Consider the following 15371-nt stretch of genomic DNA (forward strand, 5'->3'; position numbering starts at 1 on the left):
TGGCACTGACGGGGAAGGCCTGAGGTCCGCCGTCGCGTTTGGCGGCGATTTTTGAACTGTTGATTGCGACATTGCCGCCCCGTGCGGGGCGACCGTCGTCATGCGACGGAACGCTTTCCTTCGTGGAAGACGTATCGGAGCATGTTGTAGGCGATGTTGGCCATGCCGATCTTCACCTTGGCCCTTCCAATCCCGATCGTCCTGATGAGGAGCTTCATCTTGTCCTTCTGCCTTGCAAAGACATGCTCGACAGTGGCCCTGATCTTGGATTGTCGCCCGTTGGCCCTCGACATCGTCTCCGGCATTGGCTTGCCCTTCGGCTTTCGCTGGTGGATATCCGACTTCAGGCCATTGTCCTTCAGCCATTCCTCGTTGGTCTTGGATCGGTAGGCGCTGTCAGCCCAGACCGTTGAGGCGGTGTTGTCCTTGGTCACGACGTTTCTGAGCTGAGCGCCGTCATGGGCGCTCGCACTGGTCACCGTCCATCCCCGGATGAAGCCATGTGCCCGGTCGATGCCCGCGTGATTTTTGTAACCGAACATCGGAATGGCGATGTCATGGGTCTTCGTTGGTGCTGATGTCGGCGTGTCCGTCGGCTGCTTCGCCTTGGAATACTTCACCGTCCAACGCGCATCCCGATCCTTCTGGGCAAGCTTGGCGGGCTTCTCCTTCCAGTCCTGCGGTATCTCACCGGCTTTGATCGCTTCCTTCTCTTCCTGGCTGTTGTGCTGCCTCGGAGCCTGGATGATTGTCGCATCGACGATCTGCCCACCCTTGGCCAGATACCCGGACCGCGAGAGATGTTTGTCGAAGCGGGCGAACAGATTGTCGATGGCACCGGCCCGCACCAGGCTTTCGCGGAATAGCCAGATCGTCTTGGCATCCGGCACCTTGTCGGAAAGGCGCAAGCCCAAAAACCGCATAAACGAAAGCCGGTCCTGGATGACGAACTCGGCCTGGTCGTCGGAGAGATTATAGAGTGCCTGGAGCACCAGGATCTTGAACATCAGCACCGCCGGAAACGGCGGACGTTCGCCCTTCGATCCATCTGCTCGCTTCAGCGCCTTCGCCAGCGGCTTCTCGAACACAGGCCACGGGATGATGCTGTTCAGCTGCTCGAGCGGATCGCCCACGGCGCTCAGCCGTTCATAACGCTCGTCCAGATCAAAGAAACCAGGCTGTCCACGCATCTTCCGCTCCCGCCAAATCACGCATGTCGGAGTGAATCACGATTTGCCGAAAATCGGGAGGTTTTTCGAGGTCTTCAACTTCTTCTGCAAACTCAAAGAGTTCAAGCGCATCGCTATGAGAGCCTGCAAACGGACCAGAACTTTCTGGTCATGATCTATCTCGCAGCGGCCGTCATCAACTCACGATGAATCCCCACAGACCCTAGATTGCCGAGACCCGACCGTGTATTTCGTGATCTGGCAGGCGAGCCACGCGTTGCGAGCAAAAGAGTTGCCAGATGAATATACGGCCAGACCTCACTGAAGTGTTCGATCTCTTCGATGACTGCGTAATCATTTGCGATCTTGAAGGACGCGTCACAGCTTGGAACCGGGCGGCCGCAGAGGTGTACGGCATCAAGCCTGACGTTGCCATCGGCATGTCCATGGATGAACTGTTCGAGCCGCAAGGCGGACGCGTCGAACCCGGTGCAGAGTGGAGCGGTCGCTTGAACCGAGTGGTCAGGGGGAGCGTGGGCACTGTTGACATAACCGTCACATCCAAAGTCTTGCGCGATGCAGAGGGTAAACCCTTTGCCACTGTGGAAATGTCGAGGCCCGTTCCGAGGACAACGGAACCCGATCAGTCCAGCGAGGCTGGGCGTCTGCTGGCTGCCGCAGGTCTGGCGGTGCTCAGGCTCGATGCCACCGAGGCCCTTGAGATGCTCGCCGGACTTCGTGACCAGGTCCACGATGTTCGGAAACACTTGCTTGAGAAGCCCGATCTGGTTCGCCAGATGATGCTTTCCACGACTGTCGAGAAAACGTCGGGTGGCGCAACAGATACCTCATCTCATGTGCTTTCCGAATTCAACCCTGGCACGCTGTGCTGCCTGTGGCCGGAGCAGAGCAGTCACCTGTTCATCGATGCCATCGTTGCGGTGCTGCTTGATCACGTTCCAGCGAATGTCTCGGGCAAGTTGCTGCGCCGGGACGGCTCGACGTTCGACGCGGAGATGACCGTTTTAAGAGGATCATCGGTGAGTACCGATGGACGCATGCTGCTTGCCATAAAAGATGTCTCCGCGGCGCGGGAGGCCTATGAGGCACTTGAAGCGAGCGAACTGCGATACAGGCACCTTTTCGAATATATGCCAATCGCACTTACACAGGTCGATGCCAGGGGGCTTGTCGACATGTTTGCAGAGCTTCGCCGCCAAGGGGTGGAGGATCTGTCGACCTACATTGATGAATATCCCGAGTTTCTGGATAGAGCGATGGAAGTCATGCTGATCGAGCAGGTTAACCAGACCAATATCGATCTTTTCGGTGCCAGATCCGGTGAGGAGATGCGTGGGCCGATCACCCATTACTTCCGGGATACCGGACGGCAGACACTCAGGAAATCGCTTGAAGCGCGCTACAGGGGCCAGGATTTCTTCCAGCAAGAGGCGCAGTTGCGACGGTTGGATGATAGCGTTGTCGATGTTTTGTATGCCGCGTCCCGACACAGTAGTCTGCCGAACAAGAGCCTCGTCGCATTCATGGATATCTCCGACCGAAAGCGAGCGGAGCAGGCCTTTAGACGGAGCGAAAGACGTTATCAGGATCTTTTTCAGGCCATGACGGTTTCCTTCTGGGAACTGGATCTGACGGCCATTCATGCTGAGTTCGAAACAGCCGATGTCAGTCGACGCACGAATCCCGCTGAGTTTTTGAATGCCGAGCCCGATCATGTGGAGAAGATCCTCGCGTCCATACGCATCGTGGACGTCAATGATCAGACGCTCTCGCTTTTCAAAGGAAGCCAGAAATCGGATCTTTTGAGAACGCTTGACTGTTTCTGGGCACCGGATCGAGCCAGGGATGGAGCCTGCGCTGTTCTATCGGTGCTCAACAATGCTGAGAGCATCACGATCGAAACTCGACTGCGGCGTCTGGACGGGGAGCAGTTCGATGCACAGTTCACTCTTTGGTTTTCGACCGATGACCGGTGCCGGGGGCTTGCCGCGGTCACCGACATCAGCGAGCGCGTGAACGCCTTCAAGGAACTTGAACAAAGCGAGCAACGCTTTCGCGACCTTTTCCAGCATCTGCCTGTCCCGGTTATGCAGGTCAATTCTACCGGCCTTCTGGACCTCATTGAGAAGCTGAGAGGGGAGGGGGTTGATGACCTGGAAGCCTATATGCTCGAAAACCCGGAGTTCATCTGGGCCGCGATGGAGGGCACGGTCATAGAGCAGGCCAACGACGCCGCACTGAAGGTGCTGGGCACGCCAGATTTCGGCGATTTGCGGGGGCCCATCACCCCGTTGTGGCGCAATCATCCGGAAGTGTATGCGCGCCTCCTGCGTGATCGATATTTCGAATTTACGACGTTCGAAGAGGAGGTGATGCTGACGACCTTCGATGGACGCACCCGAGAGGGAATACTGACGGTGACCTTCCCTCCTGCCTTGACCAGACATGGCGTCACAATCAACGTGTTCGTCGATACGACCGAGAAGAAGAACGCGGAGCGTCGGTTGCGGCAAATCGAGGCTGAATATGCGCATGCCGCGCGGATTTCCATGCTCGGCGAATTGACGGCGTCGATAGCGCATGAAGTCAATCAGCCTCTTGCAGCGATCACGACCTATGGCGAAGCAGGCCTGCGTTGGCTGAGCCGCCCAAATCCAGAACTTCCCGAAATTCGCGATGTCATGACACGCATTGTGGCGGATGCACAACGTGCCGCCGGCGTCATTGCCCGTGTTCGCAACATGGCTTCACATCGCAAACAAGACGAAGAAATTGTTTCCCTGACCGAATTGGTCGCGGACGCCCTGCAGTTCCTTGGCCATGAGTTCCGGCAGCACAACGTCAATCTCACGCATCTTCTTCCTGCCGCCTTGACGCAGGTAAGTGTCGATCGCATTCAGCTTCAGCAGGTTGTCGTCAACCTGGTCGTCAACGCGGTACAGGCGATTACGACATCAACGCCCAAAAGGCGCGAAGTCTTGGTCAAGACGGTCGATGAGGGGGAGCAGGTTCGATGTACAGTTGAAGATTCTGGACCCGGAATACCGCAGGAGGCGCTTTCTCGCGTCTTCCAGAGCTTCTTCACGACCAAAACCGGCGGCATGGGCATGGGTCTTCCCATTTCCCGTTCCATTGTTGAGGCTCATGGTGGACGCATCTATGCCGACAATGAAAGTTCTTGTGGCGGCGCCCGCGTTTCCTTCGTCCTGCCCAAGGCGCAATAAGGTGTTGACCGCGCACAGCCCTCAAGAATCTTATTTATTCAGGGGCTGAGACCCGCGGGTCACTTTTGGGCGGTTCGCCTTCGCGAACCATTAAACTTCCGTCCAGGCTCCGTCGTCCCGTCGCAGGGCAACGTGCCATCTCCGTGGCACAGGGCATCTGATTCTCCTTGTTCCATAGGCACGACGACGAACAGCGTGCACTGCTGGAGCTGATAGCGAAACACTTTACCCGTGCGTGCGGCAGGTGATCGTCCAGACGGGCATTGATTTCAATCGCAACGTAAATGCTGCATTGTGACGGTGAAATGCAATGCGGCGTCTTCACGATCAACGTTGGCTTGGCACTCTGCCACGCACAAAAGTGAAGGATGTTCGAATGGATAACATTGCCAATGAAACGCCGGAGACTTTCGGCGATATCGGTGAATGGTGGGAGGTGACTCCCGGCGAGAGGTTCACAATCCGCACCTCCGTCAAGGAGACCGCGGGCCTTTATACGATGATCGAAGTGACGGCCGAGTCACGCAACGGTGTGCCTGTTCATACACATGCCAACGAAGAGGAACATTTCGTTATCCTCGAGGGGCGCGTTCATCTCACCAATGGTGACCGGAGCATGACCCTTTCGGCGGGGGATTCGGCGACGGTCAAAAGGGGAACTCCGCATGCATGGTGCAATCTGTCCGACAGCCCTGTTCGGATGCTCATCATTTTCTCTCCTGGCGACATGGAAGAAGCGTTCAGGCTCATAGGCTCGATGGACGGAGGGGACCTGGCAAATATCGCTGAGTTGGCGAAAAATGGCGGGTCTACAATCGTCGGGCCTCCGCCTTTTGAGAACATCTACTCCGTGATGTCGCCTCGGCCCGCGAGATAACAGCTCAAGTTTTGTTGAATTGGGAGATCGGCCCGAAAATCGTGCGCCGACCGGGAAGCTTCGACGTTTCCATTCCCCACATCTGGCCCTTGGAAGTCGTCTTGCAAGGGCCAGTCGCTGTCATCGATCTGCATTCATTCGCCACGCAAGCGGTCCTCTTGCCCGGACGCTCATGCCTTGGTGGTCAGGCACGGATAAACAGTCGAGCATCTGGGGCGCGGCGTCATCAACCATTTGGATCAACCAACACGACAAATGGCCAGCAAAAGCTGCCGGATCCCTATGGGGCCTATATGGCTGCGTTCAAGGTTGCCGTGGTCTCACCGGTTCATTCTGCTGATCATGTCGTTTGCATGGACTGCATCGCCGACTGACCCGAAAGCGTTAAAGAGCTTCCAAGTAAGAACGTGATCCGCAGATGAGCGTCGACGCCCGGATGATTTCGCTCCGCTGGGCAGTTGCGATGCTTGCAATGCAAACTCTTGTGACGTGCATTGCAAGCGTAATGGTGTCTCCGACCATTGTAACACAACAGACATGTGAGGGGAGCATTGCCCGTGGGGCGTCTCGTAACCGGGGACTTCTCGGAATGAACGCTGCGTGCCTTTTCAATCCAATGGGGCGTTTCAATGAAGAATCGGCTGAGTTCCTTCATCGTTTCCACTGACCTCAAAGCCTGCGTTGCCAGTCTCCGACCAGCCCTCATCGCTGTCGTCCTGATGGCTGCATTTTTTGGTCAGGGCGACCGGATGGTCGCCACCGCCATGAAGATCCTTCCACCGTATTTTGCCGATGCAGCGGCGGTGACGTCCCTGATTGTGCAGCCGGTCTTCCTTTTGCCCGCCTGTTTGCTCTTGTCGGTCGCCGCCAGAATACGATCAGGCGGCCTTAAACTGTCGCGCCTCGGCCTGTTCGCCTTCAGCTCGGGTGGCGTCGCACTTATTGTCTCACTCGTGCTCAAGCATGCCATCGGTCGCGCCCGTCCGGATGTGAGTCTCAATCTGGACCCGTTTATCGTCCGCCCGTTTGCTTTCGACGATGCTTACGCGTCTTTTCCTTCGGCACAGTCTGCCTGTGCCGCCGCGGTCTTGATTGGTGCGGGGATGATTGTCCCGCGCTGGCAGCGTCCGCTCCATATCTGTGCCGTGATGTTATGCGGCGCACGGGTGCTGACCGGAGAACATTGGGTCAGCGATGCTGTCGCGGGATGGGCCATCGGCTGGCTCTCCGTCATGGCCCTTTCCCGCCTCGCTCCTTCCAGGGGCTGAATAGAATTGCGGGAAAGGTTTGCTTGTCTGTGTCACGTCATCGCATTTGGTCGCCCGAATACCTGACGGTCCGGCGTAGTCTCATCCGCGACAGCGCCATAAGCACGCCGATCTGCCGCAGCTTTGGTCACTCCGTACCTTCAAACACCACGGAAATACGCAGCTCCACTTCGTCGGAAACGAACGGCACGTAATGGGATACCCCAAAGTCGGAACGTTTGATTTGCGTGCGTGCGTCAAAGCCAACATTCAAAAGGGCCGACATCGGATTGACCGCGACCCCAACGAGCCGAGCCTGAAGTTTCACAGGCTTGGTGACGTCCCGGATGGTAAGCTGCCCGGATATGACGGCATCGGTTCCATTGACCTCGACCGAACTCGATTTGAATTTCGCGTTGGGGAACTTCTCGATATCGAAGAAATCCGAGGTCTTGAGATGGGCATCAAGTGGCGCGCTCGTCGAGACCAGTCCTGAAAGTGGGATGTCAATTTCAACTTCAGCTTTTTCGGGATGCGCTGGGTCGATCTTCAGCTTGCCGCTGAGGTTTCCGATGAGGCCGATGTATTGCGAAATACCGAAATGGCTTACGTCGTAGACAATGTGACTATGGTATGTGTCGACCGAATACGTGCCCGCCGGCACGCGAGCCGGGTCGGGCTTGCCCATGTCTTCCATCGAGAAGTCCTGGGCTTGTGCGGAGATTGCTATGCCCGCGATGATTGCCGAGATGATCAGTTTCTTCATGTGAGGACTTTCAATACCCGGCCTGGCTCAAACTGCCTGCTGTGGTCAGCTTTGTACCGGGAGAGTTGATGAACGCCGCGCCGTTTTGGACTGCAACGTACCTTCGCAGAGGCAACAATCTGGCTAAGCTGAGTGTTCTGCAAAACGGCTACAAGTTCTTCAGTTTCGGCTACGATTGAAAGATGTCCCGCGCGCTTCACTTGCTGGCGTTTAGACAACGTCAATGGATAGCGTCCGTCAATCTGGTGTAAATTCGGGCGTTGGACCGGGCCGTCATGATCAGGCGGCTTTTGGTGTCATCTGAAGGGGCTTTTCCTCCTCAATTCTTGGTGTGTTGAGCTCTGCCATGCCCTCGATCTGCATGTAGCGGTGCTGAAGCTGCCATTCGTCGTTGGCTTCGAGGAGCACGGCTCCGATGAGCCGGACAATGCTGTCCTCGTTGGGAAAGATGCCGACGACATCAGCGCGGCGCTTCACTTCCTTGTTCAAGCGCTCCAGAGGGTTCGTGCTGTGGAGCTTGGTGCGATGCTGGGACGGGAACGCCATGTAGGCAAGTACGTCAGTCTCTGCATCGTCCATGAAGGTTCCGAGCTTCGGCCATCTGGCGCGGAGCTGGTCAGCGACATGCCGCCAGGTCTGAACGGCCCCGTCATGGTCCGGCTGGAGGAAAGCTTGGCGGATCGCGGCGGCCACCATGGTGTGCTGTCCCTTGGGCACATAGGCGAGTGCATTGCGCATGGCGTGAACCCGACATCTCTGCCATGTCGCGCCGAGCACACGGGTGATGGCAGCCTTCAATCCTTCATGAGCATCGGAGATGACGAGCTTGACGCCGGTCAGCCCTCGGCGCACCAGATCACGCAGGAACGAGGTCCAGAACGGTTCGGCTTCGGAAGGGCCGATATGCAGGCCGACGATTTCCCGCTTGCCGTCCGTGTCGACAGCCACCGCGATTATTGCCGCGACAGAGACGATGCGTCCGCCTTCGCGCATCTTCAGATAGCTCGCATCCAGCCAAAGATACGGCCAGGCGCCGGAAAGTGGGCGTCTGAGGAAGGCGTTCACACGCTCATCGATATCCTTGCACAGCTTGGAAACGGAGGATTTGGAGATACCGGTCATCCCCATGGCCTGCACCAGCTCATCGACCTTGCGGGTCGATACACCATTGATCCAGGCTTCTTGAATGACGGCCACCAGGGCCTTCTCCACCGTCTTCCTCGGCTCCAGAAAGCCGGGAAAATAGCTGCCGGAGCGCATCTTCGGGATCTTCAGGTTCAAGGTGCCGAGCCGCGTGTCGAGCGTCCGGTCGCGATAGCCGTTGCGCCAGGTCTGGCGGCTTTCGCCACGCTCGTAGCGTCCGGCTCCGATCAGGCCGTCCACATCGGCCTCCATGATCATCTGCAGCACGCTTTCGGCAATCAATCGAAGAAAATCCGGATTGCCGCTCTTCGCGGCAAGCTCGGCAAGAGGTAATCTGTCGTCGGTCATCGGGTCTTCCTTTCGGTCAGGTTGAAGTCTCGCAACTCCACCTTCTCCGACGGGCCCGGTGCCCACCTGACGTCTCGCGGAAAACCAAAGCGAAATCTCCACCGCTTTCTCCACGAAAATCGCCCCCGAAATTACACCAGCTGCGCGGACGTTATCACGTCAATGGGGAAAGGCATGGGAACTCCAGGTTACGCCTGAAACACTATGGCCCGTTTCCGTAATCGCCTTGCAGCCTGTACAGGTCAAAAACGCCATGTCCGAAACAGGAGATATTCTTCATGACAAAGTACAAGCTCGAGTATATCTGGCTCGACGGCTACAAGCCGGTGCCGAACCTTCGCGGGAAGACCCAGATCAAGGAATTCGACGCGTTCCCGACGCTGGAACAGCTGCCGCTGTGGGGCTTCGATGGTTCGTCCACGATGCAGGCCGAAGGTCATAGCTCGGACTGCGTTCTGAAGCCGGTTGCCATCTATCCGGATCCGGCCCGCACCAATGGTGCGCTGGTCATGTGCGAAGTCATGATGCCGGATGGCGTCACACCGCATGCATCGAACAGCCGCGCGACGATCCTCGACGATGAAGGCGCATGGTTCGGTTTCGAACAGGAATACTTCTTCTACGAAAACGGCCGTCCGCTCGGCTTCCCGGAACAAGGCTACCCGGCTCCGCAGGGTCCGTATTACACGGGCGTTGGCTACAAGAACGTCGGTTCGGTTGCCCGCGAAATCGTTGAAGAGCACCTCGACCTCTGCCTCGCCGCCGGCATCAACCACGAAGGCATCAATGCCGAAGTGGCCAAGGGCCAGTGGGAATTCCAGGTGTTCGGCAAGGGCTCCAAGAAGGCCGCCGATCAGATCTGGATGGCCCGTTACCTGCTGCTCCGCCTCTGCGAAAAGTACGGCATCGACGTCGAATTCCACTGCAAGCCGCTCGGCGATACCGACTGGAACGGCTCGGGCATGCACTGCAACTTCTCCACCACCTACATGCGTGAAGTGGGCGGCAAGGAACATTTCGAAGCGCTCATGGCCGCGTTCGCGAAGAACTGGAAGGAGCACATCGACGTTTACGGTCCGGACAACCACCTGCGCCTGACCGGTAAGCACGAAACCGCTCCGTGGAACAAGTTCTCCTATGGCGTTGCCGACCGTGGCGCCTCGATCCGCGTTCCGCACTCCTTCGTCAACAACGGCTATCGCGGTTACCTCGAAGACCGCCGCCCGAACTCCCAGGGCGACCCCTACGCGATCGCTTCGCGCGTTCTGGCAACGATCGCCGAAGTGCCGACGAGCGATACCGCCAAGTCCGCGGCTTGACGTCAGATTGCGGATGGCGATGGCAGCGCCGGGGCCCTTGGCGCTGTTCTCTTGTGAGGATCACTTTTGCGACCCCTCCTGCCTTCGTGTTGAGTTTGGCTTCCGATAGGGTCAGGCGCGGGTCTCCCGAGATGATTGTAGGGGCGCCCGGGATCGATGGTTGTGGTGCCGATGTCTCCCTATTCGGCGGTCGCTAGAGTGAGTGGAACGGCATCGGGGCCAACCAGAACGTGACCCTGCCGTTGGGCGGATGACTTTCGAGAAGTCTGCCGTTCTGCATGGGCAAAAAGTTCAATATCCTGGTGAAACGCTGAGCACGAAGGACTGCGGTTATCACTTTGATTGCGGCTGGTTGCATATGAAACGCCGCTCTCTCTATCTGATACAAACGAGCAACATGAGCGACACCAAATGCCTCACCGTTCAGTGATGGGTTTGGGACAGTGAAATGAAGACATCCGGAAGACATTATGACGTGCCCGCCATGCTGGCCAATTGTCGCCAATACTGGGTGAATTATTCGCCAAATACTCAAGCTGATGGCGCCGTCACCGTCTATCGGACTGGAGTGCCTCATCCATTGCTTAATGGTGTCTTGCAGCTGAAGCAGGGTGCGAAGCATATAATTCCTGACGTCGTATCGCAGTTGGCAAAAATGCCGTCGGCTTGGTGGGTCGGTGCGGATAGTTATCCGGCTGCCACACAGGACGTGCTTGACGCCGGGGGGAAACTAATCGCCAAGGTGCCGGTCATGGCAATTCACCTTCGGGAACTCAGCTCCAAGGTGGAAATACCAGTCAACTGTACCTTGGAACTGCTGGACGAAACAGAGGACCTTCCTGCATGGGTTCAGTGCTACTGCGAGCCCATGGGGGTTTCAGAAAAGGATTTCGCGGCGATGCTGTTCGCGGAACGGAGCCGTCGTGACGCCCCTGGTCAATTGCTGCGTTTTGCCGCCCGTGCTGACGGCCAAATCGTAGGGACATCTGAGCTTTTCATTCACGAAGGGGTCGCTGGTGTCTATCTCGTCGCGACAAAGAAAAGCCATCGCCGCCTCGGCATCGGCACCGCATTGACCCATGCTGCCTGCATGGCTGGTCTCGAACGCGGCCTTGATGTTGCAACATTGCAAGCAAGCAGCAGTGGGTATCCTGTGTATAAAAAGCTCGGATTTGACGATGTCACGGCTTACGATATGCTGTCATTTTCGAAAGCCTGAACATCATTGCGCCTTGGGAGAAGACGGCCATGCCGCGCGACGGTGTGATCGCCACCGTCATCGATTGCCGGGCGGTTGTTCATTCCGCCAACGCCATGACGGTTGGGCCGGGACTTGCCGATGGCTGGATGCCGGTCCTGTTGTGTGCGGGCTGCCGCAGGCTGGTTTTTATTGGCTTGTTTCGAGGTGTTGGCCGATGCTGGCCCGCCGAAAGGGCAACATGGCTGAAAGCGCTTGTGATGCTTTGCAGCCTTCATTGACGTCGGTCAGTCTTCATCCGTTTCACCGACGGCGAGCCTCACAGCGGCTATAAGGCTCTGGCCGTGGAACGGCTTTTGCAGAAGCGCAGCACCGCCATGCTCCGCCACACGGGCAGGCAAAGAAGGGTCGGTTTGAGCGGAGACGAATATCACCGGTATGTGGGAGCTTCGCTTATTCAAACATTGCTTGAGTTCAAGGCCCGTAATCCCAGGCATGTTGATGTCGGAGATAATACAATCAACATCTTCTTCCGAATATTCATCGAGAAAAGTTCTGGCGGAGGCATAACCCGCTGCCGCAAAGCCGTGAGCCTTCATCAGCCATTCTGTTGCGGTTCTGAACGAGTCGTCATCATCGATGACCGCAATTCGCACTGTTCGGGTAACCGCCATTCCAACAGCCTTTTCGGCGCAAGCAATTCTCGCGTCCTTAATTTCATATTTCGGACATTTCGAGAATCATACGGTGGTGTTAGTCGCACGCTTTTCTGCCAGTTGGTTCAGTGCATCCGACATGCGAACGAGGTCGGGAAGGGTGCGTGCCCCCATCTTTTTCATCACTGAACCTCGGTGGATTTTGACGGTGACTTCGCTGATTCCAAGTTCGCCGGCCACCTGCTTGTTGAGCAAGCCTTTTGTCACCATCGACATGACCTGTTGCTCCCGCGCCGTCAACGACTGGTATCTGATCTCGACGTCCGCCAGCACTTCTTGAGTGGCGCGACGGTCCCGATCGATTTTTAGCGCAGAGGCGACCGCATCCAGCATATCCTGATCCCGGAAAGGCTTGGTCAGAAAATCGATGGCCCCCGCTTTCATGCCGCGGACAGACATCGGAATGTCACCGTGACCGGTCATCAGAATGACTGGTATGTTAATACCAGAACGACGAAGCTGCTCCTGGAAGTCGAGGCCGCTCGCTCCCTGCAAGCGGATATCGAGGACGAGACACGCATCGGCATCAGGGCGAGTGGCGGCTATGAATTCCTGCGTCGATGCAAACGCGCGTGTCGCAAAGCCAACTGATTTGAACAGGAACTCAAGCGAGAACCGCATAGATTCGTCATCATCAATTATATAAATGATCGATGTGGCCGTTTTCACGTTCTGCCCCGATTCACGCCAGAAGCTCAGTTTTGTGGCCTTAGGTCATGCCAAAAAATGCAAACTAGTGGAAGCATTTCTATCTAAGGCATTCATCTTTCCTGTTCGCACACATGATCTTGACGCATGGGCGACCTCATGTTCATCGTACGGTCCGTCAGCATCAGGTTTCATTTTTTCAAACGGACGCAGAGCCCGTTCTGCATCATTTCCGCCGGATGTCAGGGGTGGCCGACACAATGCTGAGCTTTATAGCGACGCGTCACGACGGGAAATGAAGGGCTCCTCTTCGCCTGGCCTTTATGTTTGGCCGGAGGAAAATGCGCCTTCACCGACATTATGGTTGGTGCGTGGTGGCCGCGCTTTTCCTTCACGCGGCCCCCGGCTGTTGCTGCGAGGTACCGGCACCCTCATCTGGTGGCTGCGTTGCATTAGTAAGATCTTTTCCTCTGTCTGAAACACAGCGGCTGCGAAAAAGCCGGACATTCCATGCCGTTCGCTGGTCCCAATGGGCTTGGGGCCGCGCAGATAAGGGATGGAGTTCAAATGATTAGAAGTTTCACACATTTTGTCACCCGGCCGGAATACCGGTCGCACGATGCCGGGCAGAAAATGGATCTCGTCACCCGGTTCATTCGTTGGCGAAAACGGCGGAATGATATGGAGGTTATGTTGCGTTTGCCCGACTATCTCCTGAAGGATATCGGGATCTCCAGAGCCGAGATCGAGAATGCCGCCAGGGGGCGGTTTGAAGGTAAGCACTAAATTCGGCGCACCTTTATCCGTCGGCGCGCCTGTCTCATGACGTGTCCCTTGGACTTGCTTCGGAGAAATGGCGAGGCATTTTGAGATCATCCGGCCATTCTGTCGAACCGTGAGACTAAAAGGTTCAAGCGCCGGATGTTGCCATCTGGTTAGACAATACCAGATGGCCGGGGGCTCTTAACCTCTGCGGCTCACGGAGTACGACGGCTCAGATTGTGGAATCTGATAATCCGACCCGCGGACCCACTGTCGATGACTTCATGGCACGCTGCATCGCTGGCAGTGGAAAACCGTCAGCTTACGGAGCGGATGAACAAGCCCGACGAAGAGTTGGTGCGTATGAAGTCTTGTCGTCCAATCCGAGTACCATGAAATGCGGCGAGGAGACGAGGTCTGTCCGCGGCTCATCCCAATTTCGTGAAGGACTGCCGGTCGCCGCTCTGGTGACGCGCGCTCGTGTTCTTGTCTTGCGTTGGGGGAGTGCCGTCCGCCGTCTTAAAGGCTTCCTTGCGCGCGCACGTTTTCCCTACAGGCATAGGATTCCGGCATCTCGGTGTGCCACGGTCATCCGTGCTTTGGAGCTCTCCCCAGCGCGACAGTCGGTTCCTATTCCAGCCTCGCTGTCCTTTTTCCATTTCACTGTCGCTCAATCAAGGCGGTCTTGGCGCGTCAAGCCTCAGGATTGTTCGTCAGCCTGCCGTCTCGTCCGAGACGGCTAATACCATGGGATGCCCCGGCGAGCCGGAAGGTCGATACCTATCGACTGCGGCAGCTGCAATCTTATGCCTACTGATTGACGACCTCATGTCCCCTCTCAAGCAGGCTCAGTCAGTGACCTCAGGCCGGGCAACGGTTTTTTCACCCCCGTTGCCCGGCACGGTGATCGATTTCGACCTCTGAACGCGACCTTGAGTCCCAAGGCAAAGAAGGAATAGGCCATGGATTTGACACAACTCACACTCTCTCTCGCCAGCGCCACGACCCTCGCTCTTGCGATGTTCACTCCTGCGATGGCAACCGCCGGACCGGTCAAGAACGTGGTCCTCGTGCATGGTGCTTTTGCAGACGGCGCCGGCTGGCGGGGGGTCTACGACGAACTCACGAAGCGGGGCTATCACGTCAAGATCGTTCAGAACCCGCTGACCTCGCTGGAAGACGATGTTGCGGCAACGAACCGCCTGCTCAACATGCAGAATGGCCCGACAATTCTCGTTGGACATTCCTGGGGCGGTACGGTGATCACGGAGGCTGGTGTGCATCCGAAAGTTGCCGGACTGGTCTATGTCTCGGCTCTTTCCCCCGACGCGGGCGAGACGACGGCACAGCAGTATGATGGTTTTGCTCCAACGCCGGAATTCGTGCTCGACATCGGCGATGACGGTTACGGCTTCGTCAAGCCGGAGAAGTTCAAGCAGGGCTTCGCCCATGATGTCAGCGATGAGCAGGCAGCCTGCCGTCCCAGGAGCGATCGTTCTCCTGAAGTGGAGGCGGCCGCAAAAACGTCTCCGCCTTCTCGTTCCCCAATTTAGAGCTTAGGATTTGCCTCATGTCTATGCAGTGGACGGTTTGTGCTGTGCTCGCGACGAGCTTGCTGTTCGGGTGTAGTGCCACCGTCAGTCAATCCACGACGCCGATGCCGGGTCAGAAGAAATTCGATTCGAAACCGAAGTGTGCCCGTACCGAGACGCAAGACAGGTTCGATTCGCGTTGCGACGTCCCGCTGCTCGGCTATTCAGGGTTCAGTGGCTTATGAAGCGCAGCAAGTAACATGTTGGCAAAGCAATACACGGCTCGAGCCTTGGCGTGAGTGAACCGTTAGCCCCTGGCCAATGCGGCTTCACGATGCCTGTCATCTTGTTGGCGAGAACGACAGCAGCAACCATCGAGGTCTTCCGCCCAGACTGTTTCC

Annotated in this window: 12 protein-coding genes; 6 read left to right on the forward strand and 6 right to left on the reverse strand. The window is 56.9% G+C overall.

Annotated features, from left to right (window positions below; all coding sequences use genetic code 11):
- Positions 1-98 precede the first annotated feature (98 nt).
- A complete protein-coding gene (locus OU993_RS14100; RefSeq protein ID WP_268158368.1) occupies positions 99-1190 on the reverse strand; it encodes an IS5 family transposase in 1092 nt (363 codons plus the stop codon).
- Positions 1191-1468: 278 nt separating this feature from the next.
- Here OU993_RS14100 and OU993_RS14105 point away from each other — a divergent pair, with 278 nt between their 5' ends.
- The 3 genes from OU993_RS14105 to OU993_RS14115 all read left to right on the forward strand — a co-directional run bounded on the left by OU993_RS14105 (position 1469) and on the right by OU993_RS14115 (position 6559).
- Positions 1469-4414, forward strand: coding sequence for an ATP-binding protein (locus OU993_RS14105; protein ID WP_268158369.1), 2946 nt, complete (start codon positions 1469-1471; stop codon positions 4412-4414).
- A gap of 376 nt (positions 4415-4790) precedes the next feature.
- A complete protein-coding gene (locus OU993_RS14110; protein WP_268158370.1) occupies positions 4791-5291 on the forward strand; it encodes a cupin domain-containing protein in 501 nt (166 codons plus the stop codon).
- Between the two features lie 629 nt (positions 5292-5920).
- Entirely contained in the window at positions 5921-6559 is a 639-nt protein-coding gene (locus OU993_RS14115) for a phosphatase PAP2 family protein (protein WP_268158372.1), read from the forward strand.
- 127 nt (positions 6560-6686) lie between these two features.
- Here OU993_RS14115 and OU993_RS14120 read toward each other — a convergent pair whose 3' ends face one another.
- Entirely contained in the window at positions 6687-7304 is a 618-nt protein-coding gene (locus OU993_RS14120) for a YceI family protein (RefSeq protein WP_268158374.1), read from the reverse strand.
- 279 nt (positions 7305-7583) lie between these two features.
- Positions 7584-8795 carry an IS256 family transposase gene (locus OU993_RS14125; RefSeq protein WP_268158375.1) on the reverse strand — a complete coding sequence of 404 codons (1212 nt, stop codon included), beginning with the start codon at positions 8793-8795 and terminating at the stop codon, positions 7584-7586.
- Between the two features lie 278 nt (positions 8796-9073).
- Between OU993_RS14125 and OU993_RS14130 the strand changes: the two genes are divergently transcribed.
- Complete coding sequence (locus OU993_RS14130; protein WP_268158376.1) at positions 9074-10114, forward strand: glutamine synthetase beta-grasp domain-containing protein; 1041 nt, start codon at positions 9074-9076, stop codon at positions 10112-10114.
- Between the two features lie 448 nt (positions 10115-10562).
- Positions 10563-11333, forward strand: a complete 771-nt coding sequence (locus OU993_RS14135; protein ID WP_268158378.1) for a GNAT family N-acetyltransferase — start codon at positions 10563-10565, stop codon at positions 11331-11333.
- Positions 11334-11599: 266 nt separating this feature from the next.
- Here OU993_RS14135 and OU993_RS14140 read toward each other — a convergent pair whose 3' ends face one another.
- From OU993_RS14140 to OU993_RS14150, 3 genes are all read right to left on the reverse strand, one after another.
- The gene (locus OU993_RS14140) at positions 11600-11986 is read right to left on the reverse strand and encodes a response regulator transcription factor (protein WP_268158380.1); all 387 of its coding nucleotides are present in this window, start codon (positions 11984-11986) and stop codon (positions 11600-11602) included.
- A 66-nt stretch (positions 11987-12052) separates the two neighbouring features.
- Positions 12053-12697, reverse strand: a complete 645-nt coding sequence (locus OU993_RS14145; RefSeq protein ID WP_268158382.1) for a response regulator transcription factor — start codon at positions 12695-12697, stop codon at positions 12053-12055.
- 300 nt (positions 12698-12997) lie between these two features.
- Complete coding sequence (locus OU993_RS14150; protein ID WP_268158383.1) at positions 12998-13552, reverse strand: hypothetical protein; 555 nt, start codon at positions 13550-13552, stop codon at positions 12998-13000.
- A gap of 905 nt (positions 13553-14457) precedes the next feature.
- Between OU993_RS14150 and OU993_RS14155 the strand changes: the two genes are divergently transcribed.
- Positions 14458-14991, forward strand: coding sequence for an alpha/beta fold hydrolase (locus OU993_RS14155; RefSeq protein WP_442792984.1), 534 nt, complete (start codon positions 14458-14460; stop codon positions 14989-14991).
- Positions 14992-15371: the final 380 nt, after the last annotated feature.

The sequence above is a fragment of the Rhizobium sp. SL86 genome (assembly GCF_026672545.1).
Classification (GTDB): domain Bacteria; phylum Pseudomonadota; class Alphaproteobacteria; order Rhizobiales; family Rhizobiaceae; genus Neorhizobium.

What these genes read in the sequence shown, in the direction of transcription:
- OU993_RS14105 (WP_268158369.1), top strand. Translation starts at nt 1,469, where the DNA reads ATGAATATACGGCCAGACCTCACTGAAGTGTTCGATCTCTTCGATGAC.
- OU993_RS14155 (WP_442792984.1), top strand. Translation starts at nt 14,458, where the DNA reads ATGTTCACTCCTGCGATGGCAACCGCCGGACCGGTCAAGAACGTGGTC.
- OU993_RS14120 (WP_268158374.1), bottom strand. Translation starts at nt 7,304, where the DNA reads ATGAAGAAACTGATCATCTCGGCAATCATCGCGGGCATAGCAATCTCC.
- OU993_RS14100 (WP_268158368.1), bottom strand. Translation starts at nt 1,190, where the DNA reads ATGCGTGGACAGCCTGGTTTCTTTGATCTGGACGAGCGTTATGAACGG.
- OU993_RS14135 (WP_268158378.1), top strand. Translation starts at nt 10,563, where the DNA reads ATGAAGACATCCGGAAGACATTATGACGTGCCCGCCATGCTGGCCAAT.
- OU993_RS14110 (WP_268158370.1), top strand. Translation starts at nt 4,791, where the DNA reads ATGGATAACATTGCCAATGAAACGCCGGAGACTTTCGGCGATATCGGT.
- OU993_RS14125 (WP_268158375.1), bottom strand. Translation starts at nt 8,795, where the DNA reads ATGACCGACGACAGATTACCTCTTGCCGAGCTTGCCGCGAAGAGCGGC.
- OU993_RS14115 (WP_268158372.1), top strand. Translation starts at nt 5,921, where the DNA reads ATGAAGAATCGGCTGAGTTCCTTCATCGTTTCCACTGACCTCAAAGCC.
- OU993_RS14130 (WP_268158376.1), top strand. Translation starts at nt 9,074, where the DNA reads ATGACAAAGTACAAGCTCGAGTATATCTGGCTCGACGGCTACAAGCCG.
- OU993_RS14150 (WP_268158383.1), bottom strand. Translation starts at nt 13,552, where the DNA reads ATGATCTCAAAATGCCTCGCCATTTCTCCGAAGCAAGTCCAAGGGACA.
- OU993_RS14140 (WP_268158380.1), bottom strand. Translation starts at nt 11,986, where the DNA reads ATGGCGGTTACCCGAACAGTGCGAATTGCGGTCATCGATGATGACGAC.